The following is a 22283-nucleotide window of genomic DNA, read 5'->3' as shown; positions in this document are numbered from 1 at the left end:
TAATGCAATTATTCCAATCGATGATGAAGTCTTAATGAGCTATCAGGTACTGGCCCGCAAGTGGCGTCCACAAGCATTTACTGATGTTGTTGGTCAGCAACATGTTCTGACCGCGCTGGCTAACGGTTTGTCCCTTGGCCGTATCCATCACGCCTATCTGTTTTCCGGCACCCGCGGCGTCGGGAAAACCACCATTGCCCGACTGCTGGCAAAGGGGCTGAACTGTGAAACCGGTATTACCGCCACCCCCTGCGGGCAGTGCGATAACTGCCGGGAAATCGAGCAGGGTCGCTTTGTTGATCTGATTGAAATCGATGCGGCTTCGCGAACCAAAGTGGAAGATACCCGCGATCTGCTGGATAACGTGCAGTATGCCCCGGCACGCGGACGCTTCAAGGTTTACCTGATCGATGAAGTGCATATGCTCTCGCGTCACAGCTTTAACGCGCTGTTAAAAACGCTGGAAGAACCCCCGGAGCACGTCAAATTCCTGCTTGCCACCACCGACCCGCAAAAGCTGCCGGTGACGATTTTATCGCGCTGCCTGCAGTTCCATCTGAAAGCGCTGGATCAGGAACAGATCCGCGGCCAGCTTGAACATGTCTTACAGGCGGAACAGATCAGTGCGGAGAACCGTGCTCTGCAGCTGCTGGCTCGTGCTGCCGACGGCAGTATGCGTGATGCCCTGAGCCTGGCTGACCAGGCAATCGCCATGGGGCAGGGGCAGGTCACCACCGCTACCGTCAATGACATGCTGGGTACGCTGGATGATGAACAGCCGCTGGCGCTGATTGAAGCGCTGGTTCACGCCGAGGGCGCGCAGGTGATGGCCCTGCTCAGTCAGGCCGCTTCACGCGGCGTGGAGTGGGAAGCGCTGCTGGTGGAAATGCTGACGCTGCTGCACCGTGTGGCGATGATCCAGCTGCTGCCTTCGGCACTGGGCGACGATATGGCCGCTATCGAGCAGCGGCTGCGCGAACTGGCGCGGGTGTTACCGCCTGCTGACGTTCAGCTCTATTATCAGACGCTGCTGGTGGGGCGGAAAGAGCTGCCGCTGGCACCGGACCGCCGCATGGGCGTGGAAATGACGCTGCTGCGTGCGCTGGCATTTCATCCGAAAGCCGTTATTGCCGATCCGGTTGCGCGCCCGACCATGACCTTACAGGCACCGGCAGAGGCTGCCGCGCCTGCACAGCAAAGCACAGTGGAGGCGCATACCGCGTCTTCACCGCCGCCGGTACAGCCGTCACCTCCACCTCAGGGATTACCTGATACCACCAGCCAGCTCCTCCAGGCGCGCACACAGCTGCTACGCCATCAGGGGGCGAATAAGCCAAAAAAGACTGAGCCGGCAGCGCAGGGTGCGCGGCCGGCGAGTTCGGCCCTGGAGCGGCTTGCAGCGGTTACCGAACGCGGGCAGCAACGCCTGCAACAGGCCGCAGCCGAAGCCGTTCCGGTAAAGGAAGAGGCGTATCGCTGGAAAGCGCAAAACCCTGCGGAAGTGAAGATCGCGCCGGTGGCTACGCCGAAAGCGTTACGCACGGCGCTGGAGCATGAAAAAAACCCGGAGCTGATGGTCAAGCTGGTGGCCGAGTCGCAGGCGCGCGATCCCTGGGCGGCTGAAATCGCTGCGTTGACGATGCCGAAACTGGTGCAGCAACTGGCGCTGAATGCCTGGAAGGAGCAGACCGCGAACGGTATTTGTCTGCACCTGCGCACCAGCCAGCGCCATCTGAACTCGCCTTCGGCGCAAAAAGCGCTGAGTGAGGCCTTGAATGCGGCTGCCGGGCACCCCATTGAATTAACCGTGGTGGAAGATGATAATCCTGCGGTGCTGACGCCGCTGGAATGGCGGCAAAAAATCTATGAAGAGAAACTGGCGCAGGCGCGTCAGTCTATTATCACAGATACTCATATTCAGACGCTGCGTCGGTTTTTCGATGCCGACGTGGACGAAGAAAGTATCCGACCTGTTTAACCCGCCGCATCGTCGTTACGCTGATGTGGCCTGAGCTGAAGAGAGAGAACATATGTTTGGTAAAGCCGGATTGGGCAACCTGATGAAACAGGCCCAGCAAATGCAAGATAAAATGGCCCAGGTGCAGGAAGAGATTGCTGCCATGGAAGTGACCGGTGAATCCGGCGCAGGCCTGGTGAAAGTGACCATCAACGGAGCACATAACTGCCGTCGCGTGGAAGTGGACCCCAGCCTGCTGGAAGATGACAAAGACATGCTGGAAGACCTGGTGGCTGCGGCTTTCAACGATGCAGCGCGCCGTGTGGCTGAAACGCAGAAAGAGAAAATGGCTGCGGTATCAAGTGGTATGCAGCTCCCACCTGGCTTCAAGATGCCATTCTGATAGCAGACCAGAGGCGATGCGCTGTGTCGCCTCTGATTATTTTTCTATTCCACCATTGCCGCATAATTTTCCGCCAGAAAATCAATCAGTGCTCTTACCGCCGGTAACTGACCGCGCCGGGAGGGGAACACCACATGAATACTCTCGGGCCTGGTATGCCATTCAGGTAGCAGGGAAATCAGACTGCCGTTTTCCAGCTGTTCTTCTAGCACTAACCTCGGTAACTGCACCACACCTACTCCCGCCAGCGCGGCTGTGCGCAATGAGGCCATATCGGTGGTGACAAACCGCGGCTGGTGGAACAGCGTCACCTCTTGCTGATTGGGCCCGTATAAAAACCAGCGATACGTTTGCTGGGGCCGGCCAACGGCAAGGCTCGGCCACTGCTGCAAGTCCATGGGCAGAGTGGGCATACCGTGCAGTCTGACCAATGCCGGGCTCGCGACCAGGCACATAGGGCGCGTGCCTAGTTTACGCATCACCAGCTCACTATCTTCCAGCGGCAGAGGGCGTACACGGATCGCCAAATCGACGTTTTCGTTCAGCACATCCACACGACGGTTCGTCTCTTCAAGCTGAACGCTGGTCAGCGGGTACATCATCATAAAACGCGCCAGCATCGGCCCGATATGGGCGTGCAGCAGTGCGACAGGGCAGGTCAGCCGGATAAGCCCTCGCGGCTCGACCCGGAGCGTATCAATCGCTTCCTGGGCGGCTTCTGCTTCAATGATCATTGCCTTACAGTGTCGGTAATAAATCTGACCGGCCTCCGTCACGGTGAAACTTCGCGTTGAGCGCTGTAACAGGCGTGTCTCCAGCCCCTCTTCCAGCAGCGCAATGCGACGGCTTAGTCGCGACTTCGGTATGCCAATCGCACGGCTTGCCGGGGAAAAACCGCCATGATCCACCACCTGTACGAAATACCACAGGTCATTTAAATCCTGCATACGTATTGTCCTGTTAATAGAACGCTGAGTCCAGTTTTACACTCTACCGGATTGTTTGTCTTGCGCATAAGATCACTCACATCGAAACAGGTCGTCTGGAGAAAAATCATGAAATCTATTATCGCTGTTCATTCTGCTCCTGCCTCTCATTGGGTCGGTGACGGTTTTCCGGTGCGGTCAATGTTTTCCTACTCAACAATGGCCCGTCAGCTGAGCCCATTTTTACTGATGGATTATGCCGGACCTGCAGTGTTCAGTGCCGGGCATAAAACACCGCGTGGCGTCGGTCAACACCCACATCGCGGTTTTGAAACCGTCACCATCGTTTACGCGGGGGAAGTGGCTCACCGCGATAATACGGACAAGGGTGGCGTTATCGGCCCAGGCGATGTGCAGTGGATGACTGCGGGCAGTGGTATTTTGCATGAAGAGTTCCACTCGCCTGCCTTTAGCGCAGCGGGTGGTACGCTGGAAATGGTGCAGTTGTGGGTCAATTTACCGGCAAAAGATAAGATGACAGCGCCGCGTTATCAGCCCATTACAGACAGTGATATCCCTGTGGTGGCCTTACCTGACCATGCCGGAAAGGTACGCGTAATAGCAGGGTCAATGGCGGGAAAAAATGGCCCCGCCCAGACCTTTACACCGATGCATATCTGGGACGTGCGCCTCAATGCGCATGCTCAAACGCACCTGGACTTACCGGAAGGTTGGAATACCGCCCTGATGGTACTGAAAGGGACGGTACAGGTTAACGGTGAAGAAGTGGTCCGTGAGGCCCAGCTTGTGGTGATGGATGCCAAAGGTGACAGTGTGCAAATAGAAGCAAACAACGATGCGGTAGTACTGTTGCTGAGTGGTGAGCCCATTGATGAACCTGTGGTCGGTTATGGCCCGTTTGTGATGAACACGGATGAAGGTATTCGCCAGGCGATTGATGATTTTAATCAGGGTCGTTTTGGCGAGTCTATTCAGTAAGACAGAACGGCTATCATGCGGATAGCCGGAACGCTTTAATTAACAGGAGCACGAAGATGATGCCAGCAAACTTTAATGGGCAAAAACCGATGATCGACGTTGATGACGCCGTGATGTTACTAATCGACCACCAAAGCGGTTTGTTTCAGTTGGTGCATGATATGCCGATGCCGACATTGCGTGGACATGTGACAATGCTTGCCAAAATGGCAACGATGGCTAACATCCCGGTAATTACTACGGCTTCCGTGCCACAGGGACCAAATGGTCCGCTGATCCCGGAGATCCATCAGTATGCACCTCATGCGCAGTACGTTGCCCGTAAGGGCGAGATCAACGCATGGGATAACGCTGAGTTTGTCGCTGCGGTTAAAGCTACGGGACGAAAAACCCTGATCATTGCTGGTACGGTTACCAGCGTCTGTATGGCTTTCCCGGCCATTAGCGCGGTAGCAGAAGGTTTTAAAGTCTTCGCGGTGATCGACGCATCAGGGACCTACTCGAAGATGGCGCAAGAAATTACCCTCGCACGGGTCATGCAGGCAGGTGTGGTTCCACTGGATACGGCCGCCGTCGCGGGCGAAATTCAGGGTAGCTGGAACCGCGCTGATGCGATGGACTGGGCGGCATTGTGGCCTGCGGTCTTTACGGAATATGGGCTGCTGGCGGAAAGCTATCAAAAAGCCCAGGACGTGGTCAGCCACCATGAAACGCTCGATTCTGAACGTCGCTGATTAATGCTTCCCCGGATAAGTCCGGGGAATATCTTTTTCTATGCTCGCCCGCAGGGCAGATGTTAGGCTATAGCCCCCTCTTATTTCAGAAGTCTGAGCAATGCAAACCAGCCCTTTACTTACCGCCCTTATGGAATCTCTGCGCTGCCTGCCAGGCGTTGGACCAAAATCAGCGCAGCGTATGGCCTTCCAGCTGTTACAGCGTGACCGTAGCGGCGGTATGCGCCTGGCGCAGGCGCTGACGCGGGCGATGTCGGAAATTGGGCACTGTTCTGATTGCCGTACCTTTACCGAACAGGACATTTGCACTATCTGTGCCAATCCGCGACGTCAAGAGAACGGGCTGATCTGTGTTGTAGAAAGTCCGGCAGATATCCATGCGGTTGAACAGACCGGGCAATTTTCTGGTCGTTACTTCGTGCTGATGGGGCATCTGTCACCGCTGGATGGCATCGGGCCAAACGATATCGGCCTTGATCGTCTGGAACAGCGACTTGAGAAAGAGAAGATTGTCGAAGTGATCCTCGCCACTAATCCCACGGTAGAAGGCGAGGCCACCGCCAACTATATTGCCAGCCTGTGTGAACAGTATGGCATTGAAGCCAGCCGCATTGCCCACGGTGTGCCGGTAGGGGGCGAACTTGAAATGGTGGACGGTACCACACTGTCGCACTCGCTGGCCGGACGTCAAAAGTTTAAATTCTGAACAATCAGCGGCACGAGCCCTTCGTGCCGTCTTGAAATCCTTTTTACCACCCCCATTTAATACCTCAACGTTCATCATCTGTTTTTAGTTGAGGTAGCAATGACCATGAAAGGACAAGAGACCCGTGGCTTCCAGTCAGAGGTAAAACAGCTTCTGCACCTGATGATCCACTCACTCTATTCAAATAAAGAAATCTTCCTGCGTGAGCTGATCTCCAACGCCTCAGATGCTGCTGATAAGCTGCGCTTCCGTGCGTTATCCACGCCGGATCTTTATGAAGGCGACGGCGATCTGCGCGTCCGGGTGTCCGTCGATAAGGAAAAGCGTACCCTGACCCTGAGTGATAACGGCATCGGGATGCGTCGTGAAGAAGTCATTGAGAACCTGGGGACCATTGCCAAATCCGGGACAAAATCTTTCCTGGAATCTCTCGGTTCCGACCAGGCAAAAGACAGCCAGCTGATTGGCCAGTTCGGCGTGGGCTTCTACTCGGCGTTTATCGTGGCGGATAAAGTGTCAGTCCGCACCCGTGCTGCAGGCGCTGCGGCATCCGAAGGGGTGTTCTGGGAGTCTGCCGGTGAAGGTGAATACACCATTGCCGATATTGAAAAAGCAGACCGTGGCACCGAAATTACCCTGTATCTGCGCGAAGGTGAAGATGAATTCCTCGATGCCTGGCGCGTGCGCAGCATCATCAGTAAGTACTCCGACCATATTGCACTGCCGGTAGAGATCGAAACCCATAACGAAGAAGACAACACCACCACATGGGAAAAGATCAACAAAGCCCAGGCGCTGTGGACGCGTAACAAGTCTGACATCAGTGAAGACGAATACAAAGAGTTCTACAAGCACGTTGCCCATGACTTCACCGATCCGCTGACGTGGAGCCACAACCGGGTGGAAGGCAAGCAGGAGTACACCAGTCTGCTGTACATCCCGGCGCAGGCTCCGTGGGATATGTGGAACCGTGACCATAAGCACGGCCTGAAGCTGTACGTACAGCGCGTGTTCATCATGGACGACGCGGAGCAGTTCATGCCGAACTATCTGCGTTTCGTAAAAGGCCTGATCGACTCCAACGACCTGCCGCTGAACGTTTCGCGTGAGATCCTGCAGGACAGCCGCATTACCCAGAGCCTGCGCGGAGCGCTGACTAAGCGTTCCCTGCAGATGCTGGAAAAAGTGGCGAAGGATGACGAAGCAAAATATCAGTCATTCTGGCAGCAGTTTGGCCTGGTCCTGAAAGAAGGTCCGGCAGAAGACAGCAGCAACGCGGAAACCATTGCAAAACTGCTGCGTTTCGCCAGCACCAGTAGCGAAGGCCCGGCGCAAACCGTGTCGCTGGAAGACTATGTCAGCCGCATGGTAGAAGGCCAGGAGAAGATTTACTACATCACGGCCGACAGCTATGCCGCCGCGAAAAGCAGTCCGCACCTGGAGCTGTTCCGTAAGAAAGGTATCGAGGTTCTGCTGCTCTCCGACCGCATCGACGAATGGATGATGAGCTACCTGACCGAATTCGATGGCAAGAGTTTCCAGTCCGTCAGTAAAGCCGATGAGGCATTAAGCAAACTGGCTGATGAGGAAACCGAAGAGCAGAAAGAAGCAGAAAAAGCGCTGGAGCCGTTCGTCGGACGGGTGAAAACGCTGCTGGGTGAGCGCGTCAAGGAAGTGCGTCTGACGCACCGTCTGACCGATACGCCGGCGATCGTCACCACCGAAGCGAACGAGATGACTACCCAGATGGCGAAGCTTTTCGCCGCTGCCGGTCAGGACGTGCCGGAAGTCAAATACCTGTTTGAACTTAACCCGGATCACCCGCTGGTGAAACGCGCCGCTGACACTGAGGACGAAGGTCGCTTTGCCGAGTGGATCGAGTTGCTGCTGGAGCAGGCGCTGCTGGCGGAGAAAGGGTCGCTGGACGATCCGAATCAGTTTATCCGCCGTATGAACCAGCTGCTGCTGGGTTAACCACGCCGGGCGGACCCTCTGTTCAGGTCCGCCCAGCTTGCCGTCACCGGGCAGGGGCGTCCGCAATACAGGTCGCCCGCCTGGTATTACCCCACCATCGCTGCCTCTTCTAACAGCCAACGTCTGAAAAGCTCAATCTCCGTTTCCTCCTGACGCGCCGCTTTGACCATCATCCACGTTGCGCGATCCACTTCAGCAAACCCCAGTGGGGCAATCAGCGATCCCTCGCGGATCTCTTTTTTCACCAGAATCTGCGGCGTCATTATAATTCCCATCCCGTTACGCGCCGCCTGAATGGCCAGTGTCAGATTGTCAAAATGCCGGCCCGCCCAAAAGTCTCCCTTTGCCCCAGTTTTTTTCGCCCATTCTGCCCAGGCATGCAGCTTGGTGTCGGCATGTAACAGCGGCAGGGTGGAAAAATCCGTTTCATAGGTAAAGCGGTTGCTGAACGCCGGCGCACAGACCGGGCCGATATAGTCAACGGTAATCAGTGTAGCGGCAATATCCTCCTGCACTGACTGCTCATGGCTGACAATCAGCACGTCCGTCTGCTCACTGCGCACGCGCTCTATATCGACATGGGTCTGAAAGGTGAGGGCAATATGGCCGTGGCGTTCAGTGAAGCGGCTGATACGTGGGATCAGCCACTGTGCCAGAAAGCTGGGGGCACAGGAGACGCTCAGGCTGTGCAGGTTGCGCGCACGGATTTTTTCACAGGTCACTTCAATCTCGCGAAAGGTCTGCATACAGCACTCTTTCAGGCGTTCACCGTCCGGGGTGAGCTGTACGCGGCCATTAACGCGCAAAAACAGCGGTTTACCCAGCCACTCTTCTAACTGCTTGATTTGATGACTGACAGCGCTGTGCGTTACGTTCAGCGACTGTGCTGCCAGGCTGAAACTCTGATGCAGCGCTGCCTGATGAAAATAACGCAGTGCCCGCAGGGAAGGAAGGCCAGACATAATCATACCTTGTTAGAAAATCTAACAAGGAGTGTCTGTTTTTATCATTTTCAAGTCCAGCACAATTTCCCTAATCTGGCTGCCAGGTCGGGGTGCTGTCCTGTGAGCCACCAGCAAACACCCCCTTCTGGTTTGTTCCGTGATACAGCCGTATTTTCCCCTTGTCAGCCGACGATTACATTCAACATCTATGCGAAGGAAAGGAAAATGACCCATCAGCATTCTGCAAAAACCCAGCTCGTTATGTTTACCGGTGGCCGTGACAGTACCCTGGCAGCCTGTTATCTGATGTTACAGGGAATCCCTGTGCACCTGTGGTCGGGTAACAGTGGTTGTTCACTGCATCGCGGTATTTTATCGCACCGTGTCGATGAGCTGAAAAGCCGGTTTGGTGACCTTGTGGTTGCCCACACTATTGCCGACATCAGCGGCGCTTTCCGCTCGATTGCGATTGAACATCTGGAAGATGACATTCTTAAATATCGCAAAAATCTGGTACTGCTGGGGGAGAAGCTGGCGATCCACGCCCATCTGGTGGATTTCTGCCACCGCAACGACATCAATACCATCAACGACGGGATCACCCATTATCAGATGGAGTTCCCGGAACAGCGCCAGGTGGCCAAGACGTTCCTGATGGAGATGATGGCCCGTTACGACATCAATTATCAGTCACCGATTTATGAGTTCGCCCAGTCGGCGGACGACGTGAAGTACCGCCTGCTGCAGTTGGGGATCTCCACCAAGTCTCTGGAGGGTATCAGCATCTTTGCCGACAGCTTCTCCACGCCAAATGACGAGGTGATCCTCGCCTATCTGCAGGATAAAGCCCCGCTGGCGCACAACATCGTGCGTTTCCTGTCAGGTGAAACCCTGATGACGCCCGTGCTGAACGCCAGCGCTGCGGCCTGAATCTGACTGTCAGAGGTGGCGTAACCCGTGGATTACGCCACCCGGAGCCTGCGATGAAAATAATCGTTAAATGTGCCGCCATTATTATTTACCAGCGTTCCCTGCTGCTGACCCGCAAGCGGGGCACCGGCATTTTTATTTCCCCCGGTGGTAAGCCGCTGGCCGGAGAAGATCACCTGAGCTGCCTGAAGCGTGAACTGCAGGAAGAGCTGGGCGTGCAGATTAAAAGTTTCCGGCCGTTTGGCCTGTTTCACGGCAAGGCTGAATTCGAAGCCATGGCCATTGAAAATCACGTCTACCACGTAGACATTGCCGGTCAGCCCCGCGCGGGCAGCGAAATAGAAGAAATTGCGTGGGTGAACTACCGCAAACCCCCTTGTGAAATCGCGGTCGGGTCGATCTTCCGCGATAACGTTATGCCACTGCTTTTCCAGCAAGAGTTGATCAACTAATGGACGCATCCTCACTTTCCCCCCAGCTACAACAGATTCATGGCGATCGGTTTTATAAGCGAGTCGCTATGCTGAAAGATGAACTCCGGGAAGAGCTGACCCGTATTTACCGACTGGAAGAGTACGATCTGTTTTTCGTCCAGTCAGTCCGCGTCGGTCTGGTGATCCTGTCACACCTGTTCCATAAGCAGGAGACCACGCTCTGCCTGGCAAAACACGCGCACTATCAGCCTATTACTGAGCTTTTCAGTCCGCCGTCCTCCCATTTTACCGGGCCAGGCAGCGTGCCGATCATTACTCACGTGAATCCCTATACCGGGGAAGTGAACAGCCTGAAAGACAGCAAAGGCAAAGGGGTGGTGGATGCCTCCCACAGCTTTGCGACCAACCGCCATAGCGAACTGACAGCCGATAGCTCGATCTTCGTCGCGCCCCTGCACAAGCATGCCTCACTGACCATCGGACTGGCGGTCATTGCTCTGCGTCCGGAGGATTTCAGCACCCTGATGCGCAGCGAGCTGCGACTGTTTGAAGAGTCAACGTCATCGGCCAAACCGCTGCTGGAAGCTCTGGATAACGTGCGTAGCACCGGCTGGCAGCCCTATAACGTGGCAAAGGTCGGGACGGTCGCGCTGAAGGACGTGGGCGGCCTGGACTTTACTTCCATCAGCGCCCCAGGCTTACCCTTTAGCTGTTTTCCCGTGCCGGCCCTTAGCGAGGAAGTACAGCAGCAGGTAAAAGCGGCAGGGGCCAGCTATTTTCCGCAGGCTAAAACCCTGCGGATCTCCTGCTGGGCGCGGGGAGACGGCAGTAAACCGGTGGATATGACGCAGCAGGTTGAACGGGCGCTTTGCGCACTGTGGGAGGCGAAATGAAAAGCACCTTGAGCATAAATGGCAACGTAATTGGCCTGCTGGGCGGCGTGATCCTCAGTACGGATTCCGTTTTCATCCGCATGATGGGCATTGAAAACTCCTGGCTGATCGTCGTACTGCGCGGTCTCTGCATGTGGGGCGTCTGTATGCTGATGTGGGCGTTCTGGCGGCAGAGCCGCAGCACCCTCGGCACGCCCTGGCTGACCAAAGACAATGTTCTGTCGGCGCTGTTTTTTTGTATCGCGTCGGCCTGCTTCGTTAACGCACTGAACCGGGGCAACGTTGCTACGGTATTGGTGATCATCTCGTCAACGCCGTTTATTTCTGCGCTGATCGGCCGTTTGTTCTTCAAAGTGGCGATCGATCGCAGCGTGATGCTGGCCTCGCTGGCGGGGATCGCGGGCGTGGTGATTGTGATGTCGGGGCGCGGTCTCGGTCACAGCGGTATCGCCAATGTTTATGCGTTGGGCACGGCGGTATCGATGGCACTGGCGTTTAGCTTTACCTCCCGCGTCAGCGGCGGCACGGCCGGATTGCCCTCCCTGGGGGCGGTGCTGGCATCGGTGTTAATCCTGCTCTGGCCCGACGCCAACATGGCCGATAGTCTGAAAGTGTTATCCGCCGCGCAATATGGCTGGGTGATCGCTGAAGGGGCGCTGATTATGCCGCTGGCCATGGGGTTAATCACGTTATCCACGCGTTTTGTCTCGCCGGCCAACGCCGGGCTGTTTTTGCTGCTTGAAACGGCGCTTGCGCCGCTGTGGATGTATCTGTTTATGGACGAAGTGCCTACAATTCATGCAGTTATTGGTGGGGCGATTATCATCATTGCGGTGCTTTCTCAGTCTCTTTACGCCCGTCGCCAGGGGGCGCTGCAACGCTATGCGGATGCAGGTTAACCGTGCCCTTCCTTGTGGATAGCGGGCCAAAATGGTATGTTCTTGCGCTCAGATAAAGTGATCAATCAAGCGATTCGCAAGGGGATTTACGCAATGCGTATTATTCTGCTCGGAGCTCCGGGTGCAGGTAAAGGGACTCAGGCTCAGTTCATTATGGAGAAATACGGTATTCCGCAAATCTCCACGGGTGACATGTTACGCGCCGCTGTTAAAGCCGGTTCGGAACTGGGTCAGAAAGCCAAACAGATTATGGATGACGGTAAACTGGTGACCGACGAGCTGGTCATTGCGCTGGTTAAAGAGCGTATTGCTCAGGAAGACTGTCGCAACGGTTTCCTGCTGGACGGTTTCCCACGCACCATTCCTCAGGCTGATGCCATGAAGGAAGCGGGCATTAAAGTGGACTACGTGCTGGAGTTTGCCGTACCTGACGAACTGATCGTTGATCGTATCGTCGGCCGCCGGGTCCATGCGCCGTCCGGTCGTGTGTACCACGTCACCTACAATCCACCGAAAGTGGAAGGTAAAGATGACGTGACTGGTGAAGAACTGACCATCCGCAAAGACGATCAGGAAGCGACCGTACGTAAACGTCTGGTGGAATACCACGAGATGACCGCACCGCTGATTGCTTACTACAGCAAAGAAGCGGATGCCGGTAACACCGCGTACCACAAAATTGACGGCACCCGTAAAGTGACTGAAGTCAGCGCTGAGCTGTCTAAAATCCTCGGTTAATGCCGCTGAGCCAGGGTTCCCCCTGGCTCAATTGCAGCAATTGGTTTATCCCCCGCTTTTTTCCGCTAGAATAAGTCTCGTTTCATCCCCCGACGATGCCGTAAAAAGGAATAACAATGAGGCAAGATAAGCCTGGCGTATTACTGGTTAATTTAGGCACCCCAGATGCCCCAACGACACCTGCCGTAAAACGTTACCTTAAACAGTTCCTTAGCGATAAGCGCGTGGTCGACTCTCCGCGCTGGCTATGGTGGCCAATCCTGAATCTTGGGATCCTTCCGATCCGTTCCCCTCGCGTGGCGAAGCTGTATGCTTCCGTGTGGATGGACGATGGCTCTCCGCTGCTGGTCTTCAGCAAGCGTCAGCGCGATGCGCTGGCTGCCAGACTGGATATGCCGGTAGAACTGGGGATGAGCTACGGTAATCCGAGCCTGAAAAGCGCCATCGACAGCCTGATGCAGCAGGGTGTTACGCGTTTAATCGTGCTGCCGCTCTATCCGCAGTTTTCCTGCTCGACGGTGGCCGCCGTGTGGGACGGTATTACCGAGGTCTTTGCCGGTTATCGTAGCTTGCCTTCCGTACACTTCATCCGCGACTACGCTGAGCACCCGGCCTATATTGCCGCGCTGAAAGCGTCGGTGGAGCGTTCTTTTGCGCAGCACGGCAAGCCCGACCTGCTGGTCACCTCATTCCACGGTATCCCGCAGCGTTTTGCCAATGAAGGCGATGACTATCCGCAGCGCTGTTACGACACCTTTAACGCGCTGACCGCGTCACTCGGACTGGGCAGCAGCGAAGCCATGCTGACCTTCCAGTCGCGCTTTGGTCGTGAGCCATGGCTGATGCCTTACACCGATGAAACCATGAAATCACTGCCCGCCAAGGGCGTGAAGCACGTGCAGATAATGAGCCCGGGTTTCTCCTCTGACTGCCTGGAAACGCTGGAAGAGATCAACGGAGAAAACCGTGAAATCTTCCTGCATGCAGGCGGTACGCGGTTTGAGTACATTCCGGCGCTGAATGATGACGAAGAACATGTCACCATGATGCTGGAACTGGTCAACCAGCACCGCTAAAACCGTGGGGCAGCCCTTGTCCCCGGATCGTCACAGAGCGCAATTGTGCTATGATTGCGCTCTGATCCTCTCTTGTAGCCTGCAATTATGAAATTCCCCGGTAAGCGTAAATCTAAACACTATTTCCCCGTCAGCGCCCGCGATCCCCTGCTGCAGCCGGTTCAGCCGGAAAATGATGCAGCGAACAGCTGGATTGTCGGTATCGATCAGATTCTGGTCGACATTGAAGCGAAGGTCGACGATGACTTTGTGACGCGCTATGGCCTGAGCCTCGGCCACTCGCTGGTGATTGAAGATGACGTTGCCGAGGCGCTCTATGCCGAGCTGGTTGCCCATAATCTGATCACTCACCAGTTTGCTGGTGGCACCATCGGTAATACGCTGCACAACTATTCGGTCCTGGCCGATGACCGTTCGGTGCTGCTGGGCGTGATGTGCAACAACGTCCAGATTGGCGGTTACGCGTACCGTTATCTGTGTAATACCTCCAGCCGGACCGACCTGAACTATCTGCAGGGCGTGGACGGGGCGATTGGCCGCTGTTTTACCCTGATTGGCGATAATGGTGAGCGCACCTTTGCCATCAGTCCGGGGATGATGAACCAGCTGCATCCGCAGAGTATTCCTGAGGAGGTCATTGCCGGGGCTTCGGCGCTGGTGCTGACCTCGTATCTGGTGCGCTGCAAGCCGGGCGAGCCGATGCCGGCGGCGACCATGCAGGCGATCCACTGGGCGAAGAAGCACAACGTCCCGGTGGTACTGACGCTGGGCACCAAATACGTCATTGCGGATAATCCGCAGTTCTGGCGTGATTTCCTGCGCGAGCACGTCTCTGTGGTGGCGATGAACGAGGATGAGGCGTTCGAACTGACCGGCGAACAGGACCCGCTGCAGGCGGCAAACATTGCCCTCGACTGGGTGGATCTGGTGCTTTGCACGGCGGGGCCTAATGGCCTGTATATGGCTGCCTTTACCGAGGAGTCCGGCAAGCGCACTACGCAGCATCCGTTACTGCCGGGGGCCATTCCTGAGTTCAACCAGTACGAGTTCAGCCGCGCCATGCGCCATCAGGACTGTACCCAGCCTTTGCGTATATTTTCCCATATTGCGCCCTACATGGGTGGGCCGGAGAAGATCATGAATACGAACGGGGCAGGGGACGGCGCGCTGGCGGCGCTGTTGCACGATATTACGGCCAATAACTTTCACCGTTCCAACGTGCCAAACTCGAGCAAGCACGGGCGCAACTACCTCACTTACTCCTCGCTGGCGCAGGTGTGTAAATATGCCAATCGCGTGAGCTATCAGGTACTGAATCAACATTCGCCGCGCCTGACGCGCGGGCTGCCGGAACGGGAAGACAGCCTGGAAGAGTCTTACTGGGAACGATAAGAGGCATAAGAAGGATTATGCCCGTCATCGGAGCGGGGCGACCGGAAAAGAGGGCCGCCCCTGAAGAGCGTTAAATCGGGCATTCCGCCGGGGTTTCCACCGGACTCAACAGCAGCAGATTCAGCATGCTGTTCGCGATCTCCCGCTCGCCCATCACCACACGATCTGCACCGCGCTCCATGATGTAATCCACTTCATCGTCATAATGTGCGCGGGCGATAATCTCGATATTCGGGCGAGTTTCCCGCGCGGCAGTGACAATTTCCCCGGCTTCATAACCGTTCGGGATCGTCAGCAGCAGCCAGCGCGCACAGTCCAGACGGGCGAGCGCCATCGTGTCACTGCGCGCGGCATTGCCCAGCACGGCTTTGATCCCCTGTGCGCGCAGCGCCTCAACGCGCGGTCGGCTGTTTTCCACCACCACAATGGGAATACCGGCTTCCATCAGGCGGCTGCCCAGCAGGCTGCCGACGCGGCCAAAACCAACAATCACTGCGTGATTGCACAGGTCAACCGGGATCTGTTTCTCTTCTTCAATAGCTTCTTCCATGGTCTGCTCTTCGATGGTTTCTGTTTTTTGCAGATAGCGCTCCAGTACGGCAAACAGGATCGGGTTCAGCATGATCGAAAGGATAGCGCCTGCCAGCACCAGGTTACGCCCGCTCTCCGGTAAGATATTCAGTGAGATGCCCAGTCCGGCGAGAATAAAGGCGAACTCCCCGATTTGGGCCAGGCTGACGGAGATGGTCAGCGCGGTGCGTTTGGAGTGGCCAAACAGCATCACCAGCGCCAGCGCGACCAGGGATTTGCCGAAGACGATAATCGCCAGCGCGCCCAGGACGGCCAGCGGCTGCTGGACCAGGATCATCGGGTCAAACAGCATGCCGACGGAAACGAAGAACAGGACGGCAAAGGCGTCGCGCAGGGGCAGCGTATCGTGCGCCGCCCGGTGGCTCAGTTCAGATTCGTTCAGCACCATACCGGCGAAGAAGGCACCCAGTGCAAAGGAAACATCAAAGAACTCGACTGCACCAAAGGCAATGCCCAGCGCCAGTGCCAGCACCGAGAGGGTAAACAGCTCGCGTGAACCGGTGGCAGCACTGCGGGCGAGTATCCACGGCACCACGCGGCGTCCGACGACCATCATCAGTACCATAAAGGCGACCACCTTGCCGATGGTGATCAGCAGGTCAATCATGATGGTGGTGACGCTGGCATTTCCTTCTTCGAACAGTCCGGCGAGAGCAGGCAGCAGCACCAGCGCCAGCACCATCATCAGGTCTTCCACAATCAGCCAGCCAATAGCAATCTGTCCACGCTGGCTGTCAATCAGCTGCCGCTCTTCAAGTGCCCGCAGCAGCACGACGGTGCTGGCGGTGGACAGGCACAGCCCGAACACCAGACCTGTCATTATTGGCCATCCCAGCGCCCACGACAGCCCCATGCCTAACAGCGTGGCGGCGGCGATTTGTGCAACGGCACCGGGGATGGCAATCGACTTTACCGCCATCAGGTCTTTCAGCGAGAAGTGCAGACCCACGCCAAACATCAGCAGGATCACCCCCAGTTCAGCCAGTTCCGGGGCCAGATTCGTGTCTGCTACAAAACCCGGTGTAAAGGGTCCGGCAAGGACGCCAGCCAAAAGATAACCGACAAGAGGAGAAATGCGCAGACGATTGGCCAGCATACCGAAGAGGAAGGCGAGAACTAAGCCTCCTACGATAGTGGTGATAAGCGGTGTGGTGTGATGCATGCCTGTCTCCTTTATGTGCATACCCTTGATACATCAAGTTGCGGAGGCGTTGGCGACAACCGGGTCATTTCGCTGACTGTAGCTCCAGGAGACCCGCAGGTTTGCCGTTATCGAGCAACTCAAATCATTCAGAGTGTAATTGTGTCCAGTTGTAAGTTTTTAGTGTATGGCATATTCCGGGATGACGCTTGTCATTATGAGTAATAACGGCAAAAAAAATGATTTACTGAGATAAAGTTGTCAGAGAGTTCGATTTTATACACTTATCAGAGTGTAAGGCAGACATTGCAGGAGGATGAACCGGTGCTAAAAACAGTGATTAGCACCGGGAAGGGACTATTTATGGCGGTTATCAGGCAGGAAAGCCGTAAGAATGCCCAGAAGGGGAAGGTAAGCGCAGATTTGATAGACCAGCTCGATGCCATGACGGTCGGCCACCACCCCCAGCACGGCGGCACCCAGCCCACCCATTCCGAAGGAGAAACCGAAAAACAGGCCGGAAACCATACCGATACGTCCGGGCATCAGCTCCTGGGCATACACCAGAATGGCTGAAAATGCTGAGGCCAGAATAAAGCCTATCACCACCGACAGCGCACCGGTCCACCACAAGTTGACCCAGGGCAGCATCAGGGTAAAGGGGGCAACGCCCAGAATCGACACCCAAATCACCCGCTTACGGCCAATTCTGTCGCCAATCGGTCCTCCCACCACAGTACCGGCCGCCACGGCAAACAGGAACATAAACAGATGGAGCTGGGCATTTTGCACGGAAAGCCCGAATTTATGCATCAGGTAGAAGGTGTAATAACTGCTGAGGCTGGTGAGATAGAAATACTTCGAGAATACCAGTACCAGCAGAATGGTTATGGCAAACGCCACCTGGCGACGCGGCAGCGTGCTGACCACCGGGGCAGCATGGCCTTTAGTCACGCGATTCTGATGCTGATACCAGCGACTGATCTGCAACAGCACAATAATGGCCAGCAGGGCTGCCAGCGAGAACCAGGCAACGTTACCGCGACCGTACGGCGCGATAATCAGCGCTGCCAGCAGGGGACCGAGTGAGCTGCCCAGATTGCCACCGACCTGGAACAGTGACTGCGCCAGGCCGTGCCGCCCGCCGGAGGCCATGCGGGCCACGCGCGATGACTCAGGATGGAAAACGGAGGATCCGGTGCCCACCAGCGCCGCCGCCACCAGGATTGTCGGGAAATTACTGGCCATAGCCAGCAGAACCAGACCACACAAGGTGAACCCCATGCCGACAGGCAGTGACCAGGGCTGAGGATGCTTATCGGTATAGTAACCAATCAGCGGCTGTAACAGCGAGGCGGTCATCTGATACGTCAGCGTGATCAGGCCTATCTGCACAAAACTCAGCGAAAAGTCCTCACGCAGCAGCGGGTAAATCGCCAGAATCAGTGACTGGATCATATCGTTGAGTAAATGCGCCACGCTGATGGCACCAAGCACCTCAAAAGCGGTGCGCCTGACGGGGGGTTGTGGGGAAGAAAGAGTACGATCGCTTGCCATTAATTTAACCTGTCATCGTCTTATGTTTTTATTGTGCGGAGAAAAGCCGTTAGCTTGCCCACAACATAAGCTGGAGTAATTATCTTTTAGAGCTAATCCTGCGGCATAATCAGGCCAGTGTCACAAAAATTATTATTTTCGTTAAGTCCGGGTTGTTCAACAAGGAGGGTCAGAGTGCCAGTATTCAAAAAAAGTTTTGCCAGCGTCATGACGGTGGCGTTATTAAGCGTGCCGCTGATGGCTCAGGCGTGGGTCAAAGATCGCACCTATAAATTTACCGTGTTGCATACCAACGATCACCACGGCCGTTTCTGGAATAACGAGCAGGGCGAATATGGCCTCGCGGCGCAAAAAACCATGATGGACCAGATCCGTTATGAAGTGCAGGCGCACGGCGGGGCGACGCTGATCCTCTCCGGCGGCGATATCAATACCGGCGTGCCGGAGTCGGACCTGCAGGATGCGGAACCTGACTTTCGCGGTATGAACCTGATTGGCTATGATGCAATGGCGATCGGCAACCATGAATTTGATAATCCTCTCTCCGTTCTGCGCCAGCAGCAGAAGTGGGCCAAATTCCCGCTGCTCTCGGCCAATATTTATCAAAAAAGCACCGGGAAACGCCTGTTTGAGCCCTATGCGCTGTTTAACCGCATGGGGCTGAAAATTGCCGTCATCGGTCTGACCACGGATGACACGGCGAAAATCGGCAATCCGGAAAACTTCACTGATATCGTGTTCCACAAACCGGCCACGGAAGCGAAAGCGGTAGTCGAGGCGCTGCGGGCGAAAGAGAAGCCGGATGTGATTATCGCCGCCACGCATATGGGCCACTACGACAATGGGCAGCACGGTTCCAATGCCCCGGGCGACGTTGAGATGGCGCGTGAGCTGCCGGCTGGCTACCTGGATATGATCGTTGGAGGCCACTCGCAGGATCCGGTCTGTATGGCGAAAGAGAATGTGAAACAGGCCGATTACGTGCCCGGCACGCCTTGTACGCCGGATCGTCAGAACGGCACCTGGATTGTGCAGGCGCACGAGTGGGGCAAATATATCGGCCGTGCGGACTTCACCTTCCTGAACGGTAAGCTGACGCTGGAACATTATGAGCTGGTGCCGATTAACCTGAAGCACAAGGTGAAAAATGCTGACGGCACCACCACCTGGGTAAACTACACGCCTGAGATAGCGAAAAATCCGGCGATGCAAAAATTACTGACCCCGTTCCAGAAAAAGGGCGAAGCGCAGCTTGGTATTAACATCGGCAGCGTTAACGGGCGGCTGGAAGGCGATCGCAGCAAAGTGCGCTTTGTGCAGACGTCAATGGCGCGCCTGATCCTCGAAGGGCAGATCGACCGCACTCAGGCCGACTTCGCGGTTATGAGCGGCGGTGGCGTACGCGACTCCATTGAGGCGGGGCCGATCACCTATAAAGACGTTCTCAAAGTGCAGCCGTTCGGCAATCAGCTGGTCTATGTGGATATGAAAGGCAGCGAAGTGGAACAGTATCTCGCCGTGGTGGCCAATAAACAGGTGGATTCCGGCGCCTATGCGCAGTTTGCCCGCGTCAGTCTGACGGCCAACGGCAGCGGCGTCAGCGATATCCGTATCAACGGAAAACCGCTGGAAGCTGATAAAACCTACCGTATGGCGACCCTGAGCTTTAACGCGACGGGGGGCGATGGCTACCCGCTGGTGGATAAGCTGCCGGGTTACGTCAATACCGGGTTTGTCGATGCTGAAGTGTTGAAGCAGTATATCCAGAGCCATTCACCGCTGGACGTGGCGAAGTATCAGCCGTCCGGGGAGATCGTTTACCAGAAGGCGGAGGAAAAACCTGCTGAGGCTGAGAAGGCCTCCGTGGAGGAGACGTCCCCGGCGCCTAAGAAGTGGCGCCAGGCGAAGATAGATACCGCAATGCATTAATCGTGTTACCCATGGGGTCGACCTGTTCCGGTCGACCCTGACCCGCCTTACGCCGGGTGACGACGGGCGGCAATAAAGCGCTCGCGCAATTTGTCGTACAGCCAGTTATACACCACGGTATACGGCAGGAAGAACAGGAAGAAGGCGACTTCAATCATAAATGCCTGCCACAGCGACACGCCGAGCATCCAGGCCGCCAGCGGCAGACCAATCAGGATAAATCCCCCTTCAAAACCCAGCGCGTGCATGATGCGCAGGGCGAGGCCGCGCTTCACTTTGTCACGCGGATACAGACGGTCAAACCCGGCGTTATAAATGATGTTCCATATCATAGCCACCGTCGACAGCATAATGGCCAGTGCGCCCATCTGAAGTAACGGTTTATTCATCACCCAGGCGGCCACCGGCGATACGATGGCAATGGCCAGCACCTCAAATCCTACTGCATGAAAAACACGCTCTTTCAGCTTACGAGCAGACATACGTCCTCCTTAATTCACTCTGACCACTATTTTCCACGTTTTATTTGCTAAGATAAAATGATTATCCATCGAAAAAAGCGATACACCTGTGCGTTACTCACCGGAGTCACTGGAAGCCTTTGTACAGACCGTCGAAAGCGGATCGTTCTCGGCGGCGGCCCGGGCGCTGCGTAAAAGCCAGTCGACCATCAGCACCGCTGTGGCAAATCTGGAACAGGATCTGGGTTTTACCCTGTTCAGCCGCGAGTCGCGTAACCCGGTATTGACTGAAAACGGGCAGCGGGCGCTGGCACAGGTTAAAGAGATCCTGGCTGCTTCAGCCCAGCTGGATGAGCTGGCGATCCGCCTTGCCGGTGAGGTGGAACCGTGCTTGCGGCTGGCGATCTCCGATTTCTGGCAGGCGGATTACCATGAATCGCTGTTGCAGCGCTTTTCCACCCGCTACCCCGATATTGAATTTGAGTGCATGATCGCCGAAGACGCTGACGTTATCGACCTGTTGCAGAGCAACCGTGCGCATATCGGCGTGGTGCGCGTGCAGGAGTATTACCCTTCCGATATCAGCGTGCAGCGCCTGCAAATTGAGGCGCAGATGGCGATTTATCTGCATCAGGACCATCCGCTGGCGCAGCAACAAAAGGTGACAGAAGCGGATCTGAAATCGCTGCGACAGCTGCGGCTGAATACCTGGATTGAACGTTCTCCCGTCCCGGCGGGCAAAATCTGGCTGGCGCAGTCCTACCTGCTGCTGCTGGAGATGGCGGAGCAGGGATTTGGCTGGAGCATCCTGCCGCGCTGGCTGACGCAGCAGTTTGGTCATCAGAAACTGCGCGAGCTGCCGGTGCCCGGCTGGCCGCAAAACATTCAGGTCGATGTGGTGTGGTCACGGCGAACGCCGCCGGGACCGGCCGGGCGCTGGATGATCGATCAACTGCTTGCCCAGCGACCCGGTTAATCACGTTTAGCGATATCAGCAAAACTGGCGTTCAGCAGCCGGGCCAGATCCTGCGGTGACAGTTCAATATCCAGCCCGCGCTTGCCGCCGGAAATATAGACGGTAGCAAACTGCGGTGCCAGATGGTCAATCACCGTTGGCAGCCGTTTCTTTTGCCCCAGCGGGCTGATGCCACCCAGCAGGTAGCCGGTGCTGCGCTGTGCAAACTGCGGGTCGGCCATCTCGACTTTTTTTGCACCCAGTGCTTTTGCCACCTTCTTCAGGTCGAGCTGCCCGGCTACCGGCGTGACCGCCACGGCCAGCGTTTTGTTATCGCCGTTGAGCGCCACCAGCAGGGTTTTATAGACCTGGTCGGCGTTCAGATTCAACTTGCGCACCGCCTCGTCGCCGAAGTGGGTTTCGCTGCTGTCATGCTCATACGGGTGTAATGTAAAGGCGATATTTTGTTTTTCAAGCAGTTTTACGGCGGGTGTCATATCGACTCACCTTGTGTCGGGGATAACAGGGAACAGCCATCATTGATGAAGAAAAGTACTGGCGAAAGTTCACTCTTTGAGCGACAATCTTGCCCGCGTCAGCCTAACCGCTGAGACGATAACTAAAATTCATAAATATGTCCTTAT

The 22283-nt window shown here is 55.9% G+C and carries 21 protein-coding genes and 1 other annotated feature; of the genes, 15 read left to right on the top strand and 6 right to left on the bottom strand.

Annotation, left to right across the window (positions count from 1 at the left end):
• The first annotated feature begins 34 nt into the window (after window positions 1-34).
• Window positions 35-1978, top strand: coding sequence for a DNA polymerase III subunit gamma/tau (gene dnaX / locus IFU29_RS09010; RefSeq protein ID WP_191933608.1), 1944 nt, complete (start codon window positions 35-37; stop codon window positions 1976-1978).
• Window positions 1317-1378, top strand: a sequence feature (DnaX frameshifting element). It overlaps the preceding gene by 62 nt.
• 52 nt (window positions 1979-2030) lie before the next feature.
• Window positions 2031-2360 carry a YbaB/EbfC family nucleoid-associated protein gene (locus IFU29_RS09005; protein WP_017799391.1) on the top strand — a complete coding sequence of 110 codons (330 nt, stop codon included), beginning with the start codon at window positions 2031-2033 and terminating at the stop codon, window positions 2358-2360.
• A gap of 44 nt (window positions 2361-2404) precedes the next feature.
• On the opposite strand, the gene IFU29_RS09000 is transcribed toward IFU29_RS09005, so the two are convergent.
• A complete protein-coding gene (locus tag IFU29_RS09000; RefSeq protein WP_191933607.1) occupies window positions 2405-3307 on the bottom strand; it encodes a LysR family transcriptional regulator in 903 nt (300 codons plus the stop codon).
• A 108-nt stretch (window positions 3308-3415) separates the two neighbouring features.
• On the opposite strand from IFU29_RS09000, the gene IFU29_RS08995 reads away from it, so the two are divergent.
• From IFU29_RS08995 to htpG, 4 genes are all read left to right on the top strand, one after another.
• Window positions 3416-4285 (top strand): pirin family protein, encoded by an 870-nt coding sequence (locus tag IFU29_RS08995; RefSeq protein WP_191933606.1) that lies wholly within the window; start codon window positions 3416-3418, stop codon window positions 4283-4285.
• Between the two features lie 56 nt (window positions 4286-4341).
• The gene (locus IFU29_RS08990; protein WP_191933605.1) at window positions 4342-5019 is read left to right on the top strand and encodes an isochorismatase family protein; all 678 of its coding nucleotides are present in this window, start codon (window positions 4342-4344) and stop codon (window positions 5017-5019) included.
• A 100-nt stretch (window positions 5020-5119) separates the two neighbouring features.
• A complete protein-coding gene (gene recR, locus IFU29_RS08985; RefSeq protein WP_062745039.1) occupies window positions 5120-5725 on the top strand; it encodes a recombination mediator RecR in 606 nt (201 codons plus the stop codon).
• 99 nt (window positions 5726-5824) lie between these two features.
• Window positions 5825-7699, top strand: a complete 1875-nt coding sequence (htpG, locus tag IFU29_RS08980; protein WP_191933604.1) for a molecular chaperone HtpG — start codon at window positions 5825-5827, stop codon at window positions 7697-7699.
• 86 nt (window positions 7700-7785) lie between these two features.
• Here htpG and IFU29_RS08975 read toward each other — a convergent pair whose 3' ends face one another.
• A complete protein-coding gene (locus IFU29_RS08975; protein WP_191933603.1) occupies window positions 7786-8661 on the bottom strand; it encodes a LysR substrate-binding domain-containing protein in 876 nt (291 codons plus the stop codon).
• Between the two features lie 207 nt (window positions 8662-8868).
• On the opposite strand from IFU29_RS08975, the gene IFU29_RS08970 reads away from it, so the two are divergent.
• From IFU29_RS08970 to IFU29_RS08940, 7 genes are all read left to right on the top strand, one after another.
• Complete coding sequence (locus IFU29_RS08970) at window positions 8869-9573, top strand: hypothetical protein (RefSeq protein ID WP_191933602.1); 705 nt, start codon at window positions 8869-8871, stop codon at window positions 9571-9573.
• Between the two features lie 53 nt (window positions 9574-9626).
• A complete protein-coding gene (locus IFU29_RS08965; protein ID WP_191933601.1) occupies window positions 9627-10025 on the top strand; it encodes an NUDIX hydrolase in 399 nt (132 codons plus the stop codon).
• On the top strand, window positions 10025-10900 hold the full coding sequence (locus IFU29_RS08960; RefSeq protein WP_191933600.1) for a DUF6024 family protein: 876 nt from the start codon (window positions 10025-10027) through the stop codon (window positions 10898-10900). Before IFU29_RS08965 ends, IFU29_RS08960 begins: the two co-directional genes overlap by 1 nt.
• Window positions 10897-11799, top strand: coding sequence for a DMT family transporter (locus IFU29_RS08955; protein WP_191933599.1), 903 nt, complete (start codon window positions 10897-10899; stop codon window positions 11797-11799). Before IFU29_RS08960 ends, IFU29_RS08955 begins: the two co-directional genes overlap by 4 nt.
• 93 nt (window positions 11800-11892) lie before the next feature.
• On the top strand, window positions 11893-12537 hold the full coding sequence (gene adk / locus IFU29_RS08950; RefSeq protein ID WP_198424987.1) for an adenylate kinase: 645 nt from the start codon (window positions 11893-11895) through the stop codon (window positions 12535-12537).
• Window positions 12538-12653: 116 nt separating this feature from the next.
• Window positions 12654-13613 (top strand): ferrochelatase, encoded by a 960-nt coding sequence (gene hemH / locus IFU29_RS08945; protein WP_191933597.1) that lies wholly within the window; start codon window positions 12654-12656, stop codon window positions 13611-13613.
• 87 nt (window positions 13614-13700) lie between these two features.
• Window positions 13701-15005 (top strand): inosine/guanosine kinase, encoded by a 1305-nt coding sequence (locus IFU29_RS08940; RefSeq protein WP_191933596.1) that lies wholly within the window; start codon window positions 13701-13703, stop codon window positions 15003-15005.
• A gap of 70 nt (window positions 15006-15075) precedes the next feature.
• Here IFU29_RS08940 and ybaL read toward each other — a convergent pair whose 3' ends face one another.
• Together ybaL and IFU29_RS08930 are read right to left on the bottom strand one after the other, a co-directional pair.
• On the bottom strand, window positions 15076-16758 hold the full coding sequence (gene ybaL / locus IFU29_RS08935) for a YbaL family putative K(+) efflux transporter (RefSeq protein WP_191933595.1): 1683 nt from the start codon (window positions 16756-16758) through the stop codon (window positions 15076-15078).
• Window positions 16759-17094: 336 nt separating this feature from the next.
• On the bottom strand, window positions 17095-18294 hold the full coding sequence (locus tag IFU29_RS08930; RefSeq protein ID WP_191933594.1) for an MFS transporter: 1200 nt from the start codon (window positions 18292-18294) through the stop codon (window positions 17095-17097).
• 174 nt (window positions 18295-18468) lie between these two features.
• On the opposite strand from IFU29_RS08930, the gene ushA reads away from it, so the two are divergent.
• Complete coding sequence (gene ushA, locus IFU29_RS08925; RefSeq protein ID WP_191933593.1) at window positions 18469-20223, top strand: bifunctional UDP-sugar hydrolase/5'-nucleotidase UshA; 1755 nt, start codon at window positions 18469-18471, stop codon at window positions 20221-20223.
• Between the two features lie 47 nt (window positions 20224-20270).
• On the opposite strand, the gene IFU29_RS08920 is transcribed toward ushA, so the two are convergent.
• Entirely contained in the window at window positions 20271-20705 is a 435-nt protein-coding gene (locus IFU29_RS08920; RefSeq protein ID WP_191933592.1) for a multidrug/biocide efflux PACE transporter, read from the bottom strand.
• Between the two features lie 88 nt (window positions 20706-20793).
• Here IFU29_RS08920 and IFU29_RS08915 point away from each other — a divergent pair, with 88 nt between their 5' ends.
• Entirely contained in the window at window positions 20794-21660 is an 867-nt protein-coding gene (locus IFU29_RS08915) for a LysR substrate-binding domain-containing protein (protein ID WP_191933591.1), read from the top strand.
• Here the strand turns inward: IFU29_RS08915 and ybaK are convergent.
• Window positions 21657-22136 carry a Cys-tRNA(Pro)/Cys-tRNA(Cys) deacylase YbaK gene (gene ybaK, locus IFU29_RS08910; protein WP_191933590.1) on the bottom strand — a complete coding sequence of 160 codons (480 nt, stop codon included), beginning with the start codon at window positions 22134-22136 and terminating at the stop codon, window positions 21657-21659. The two genes, IFU29_RS08915 and ybaK, sit on opposite strands and share 4 nt — an antisense overlap.
• Between the last annotated feature and the right edge of the window lie 147 nt (window positions 22137-22283).

It is taken from the genome of Erwinia persicina (assembly GCF_014838825.1).
GTDB lineage: Bacteria > Pseudomonadota > Gammaproteobacteria > Enterobacterales > Enterobacteriaceae > Erwinia > Erwinia persicina_A.
Note: the sequence above shows the minus strand (reverse complement) of the source record. Positions and strands in the feature narration are given on the sequence as shown.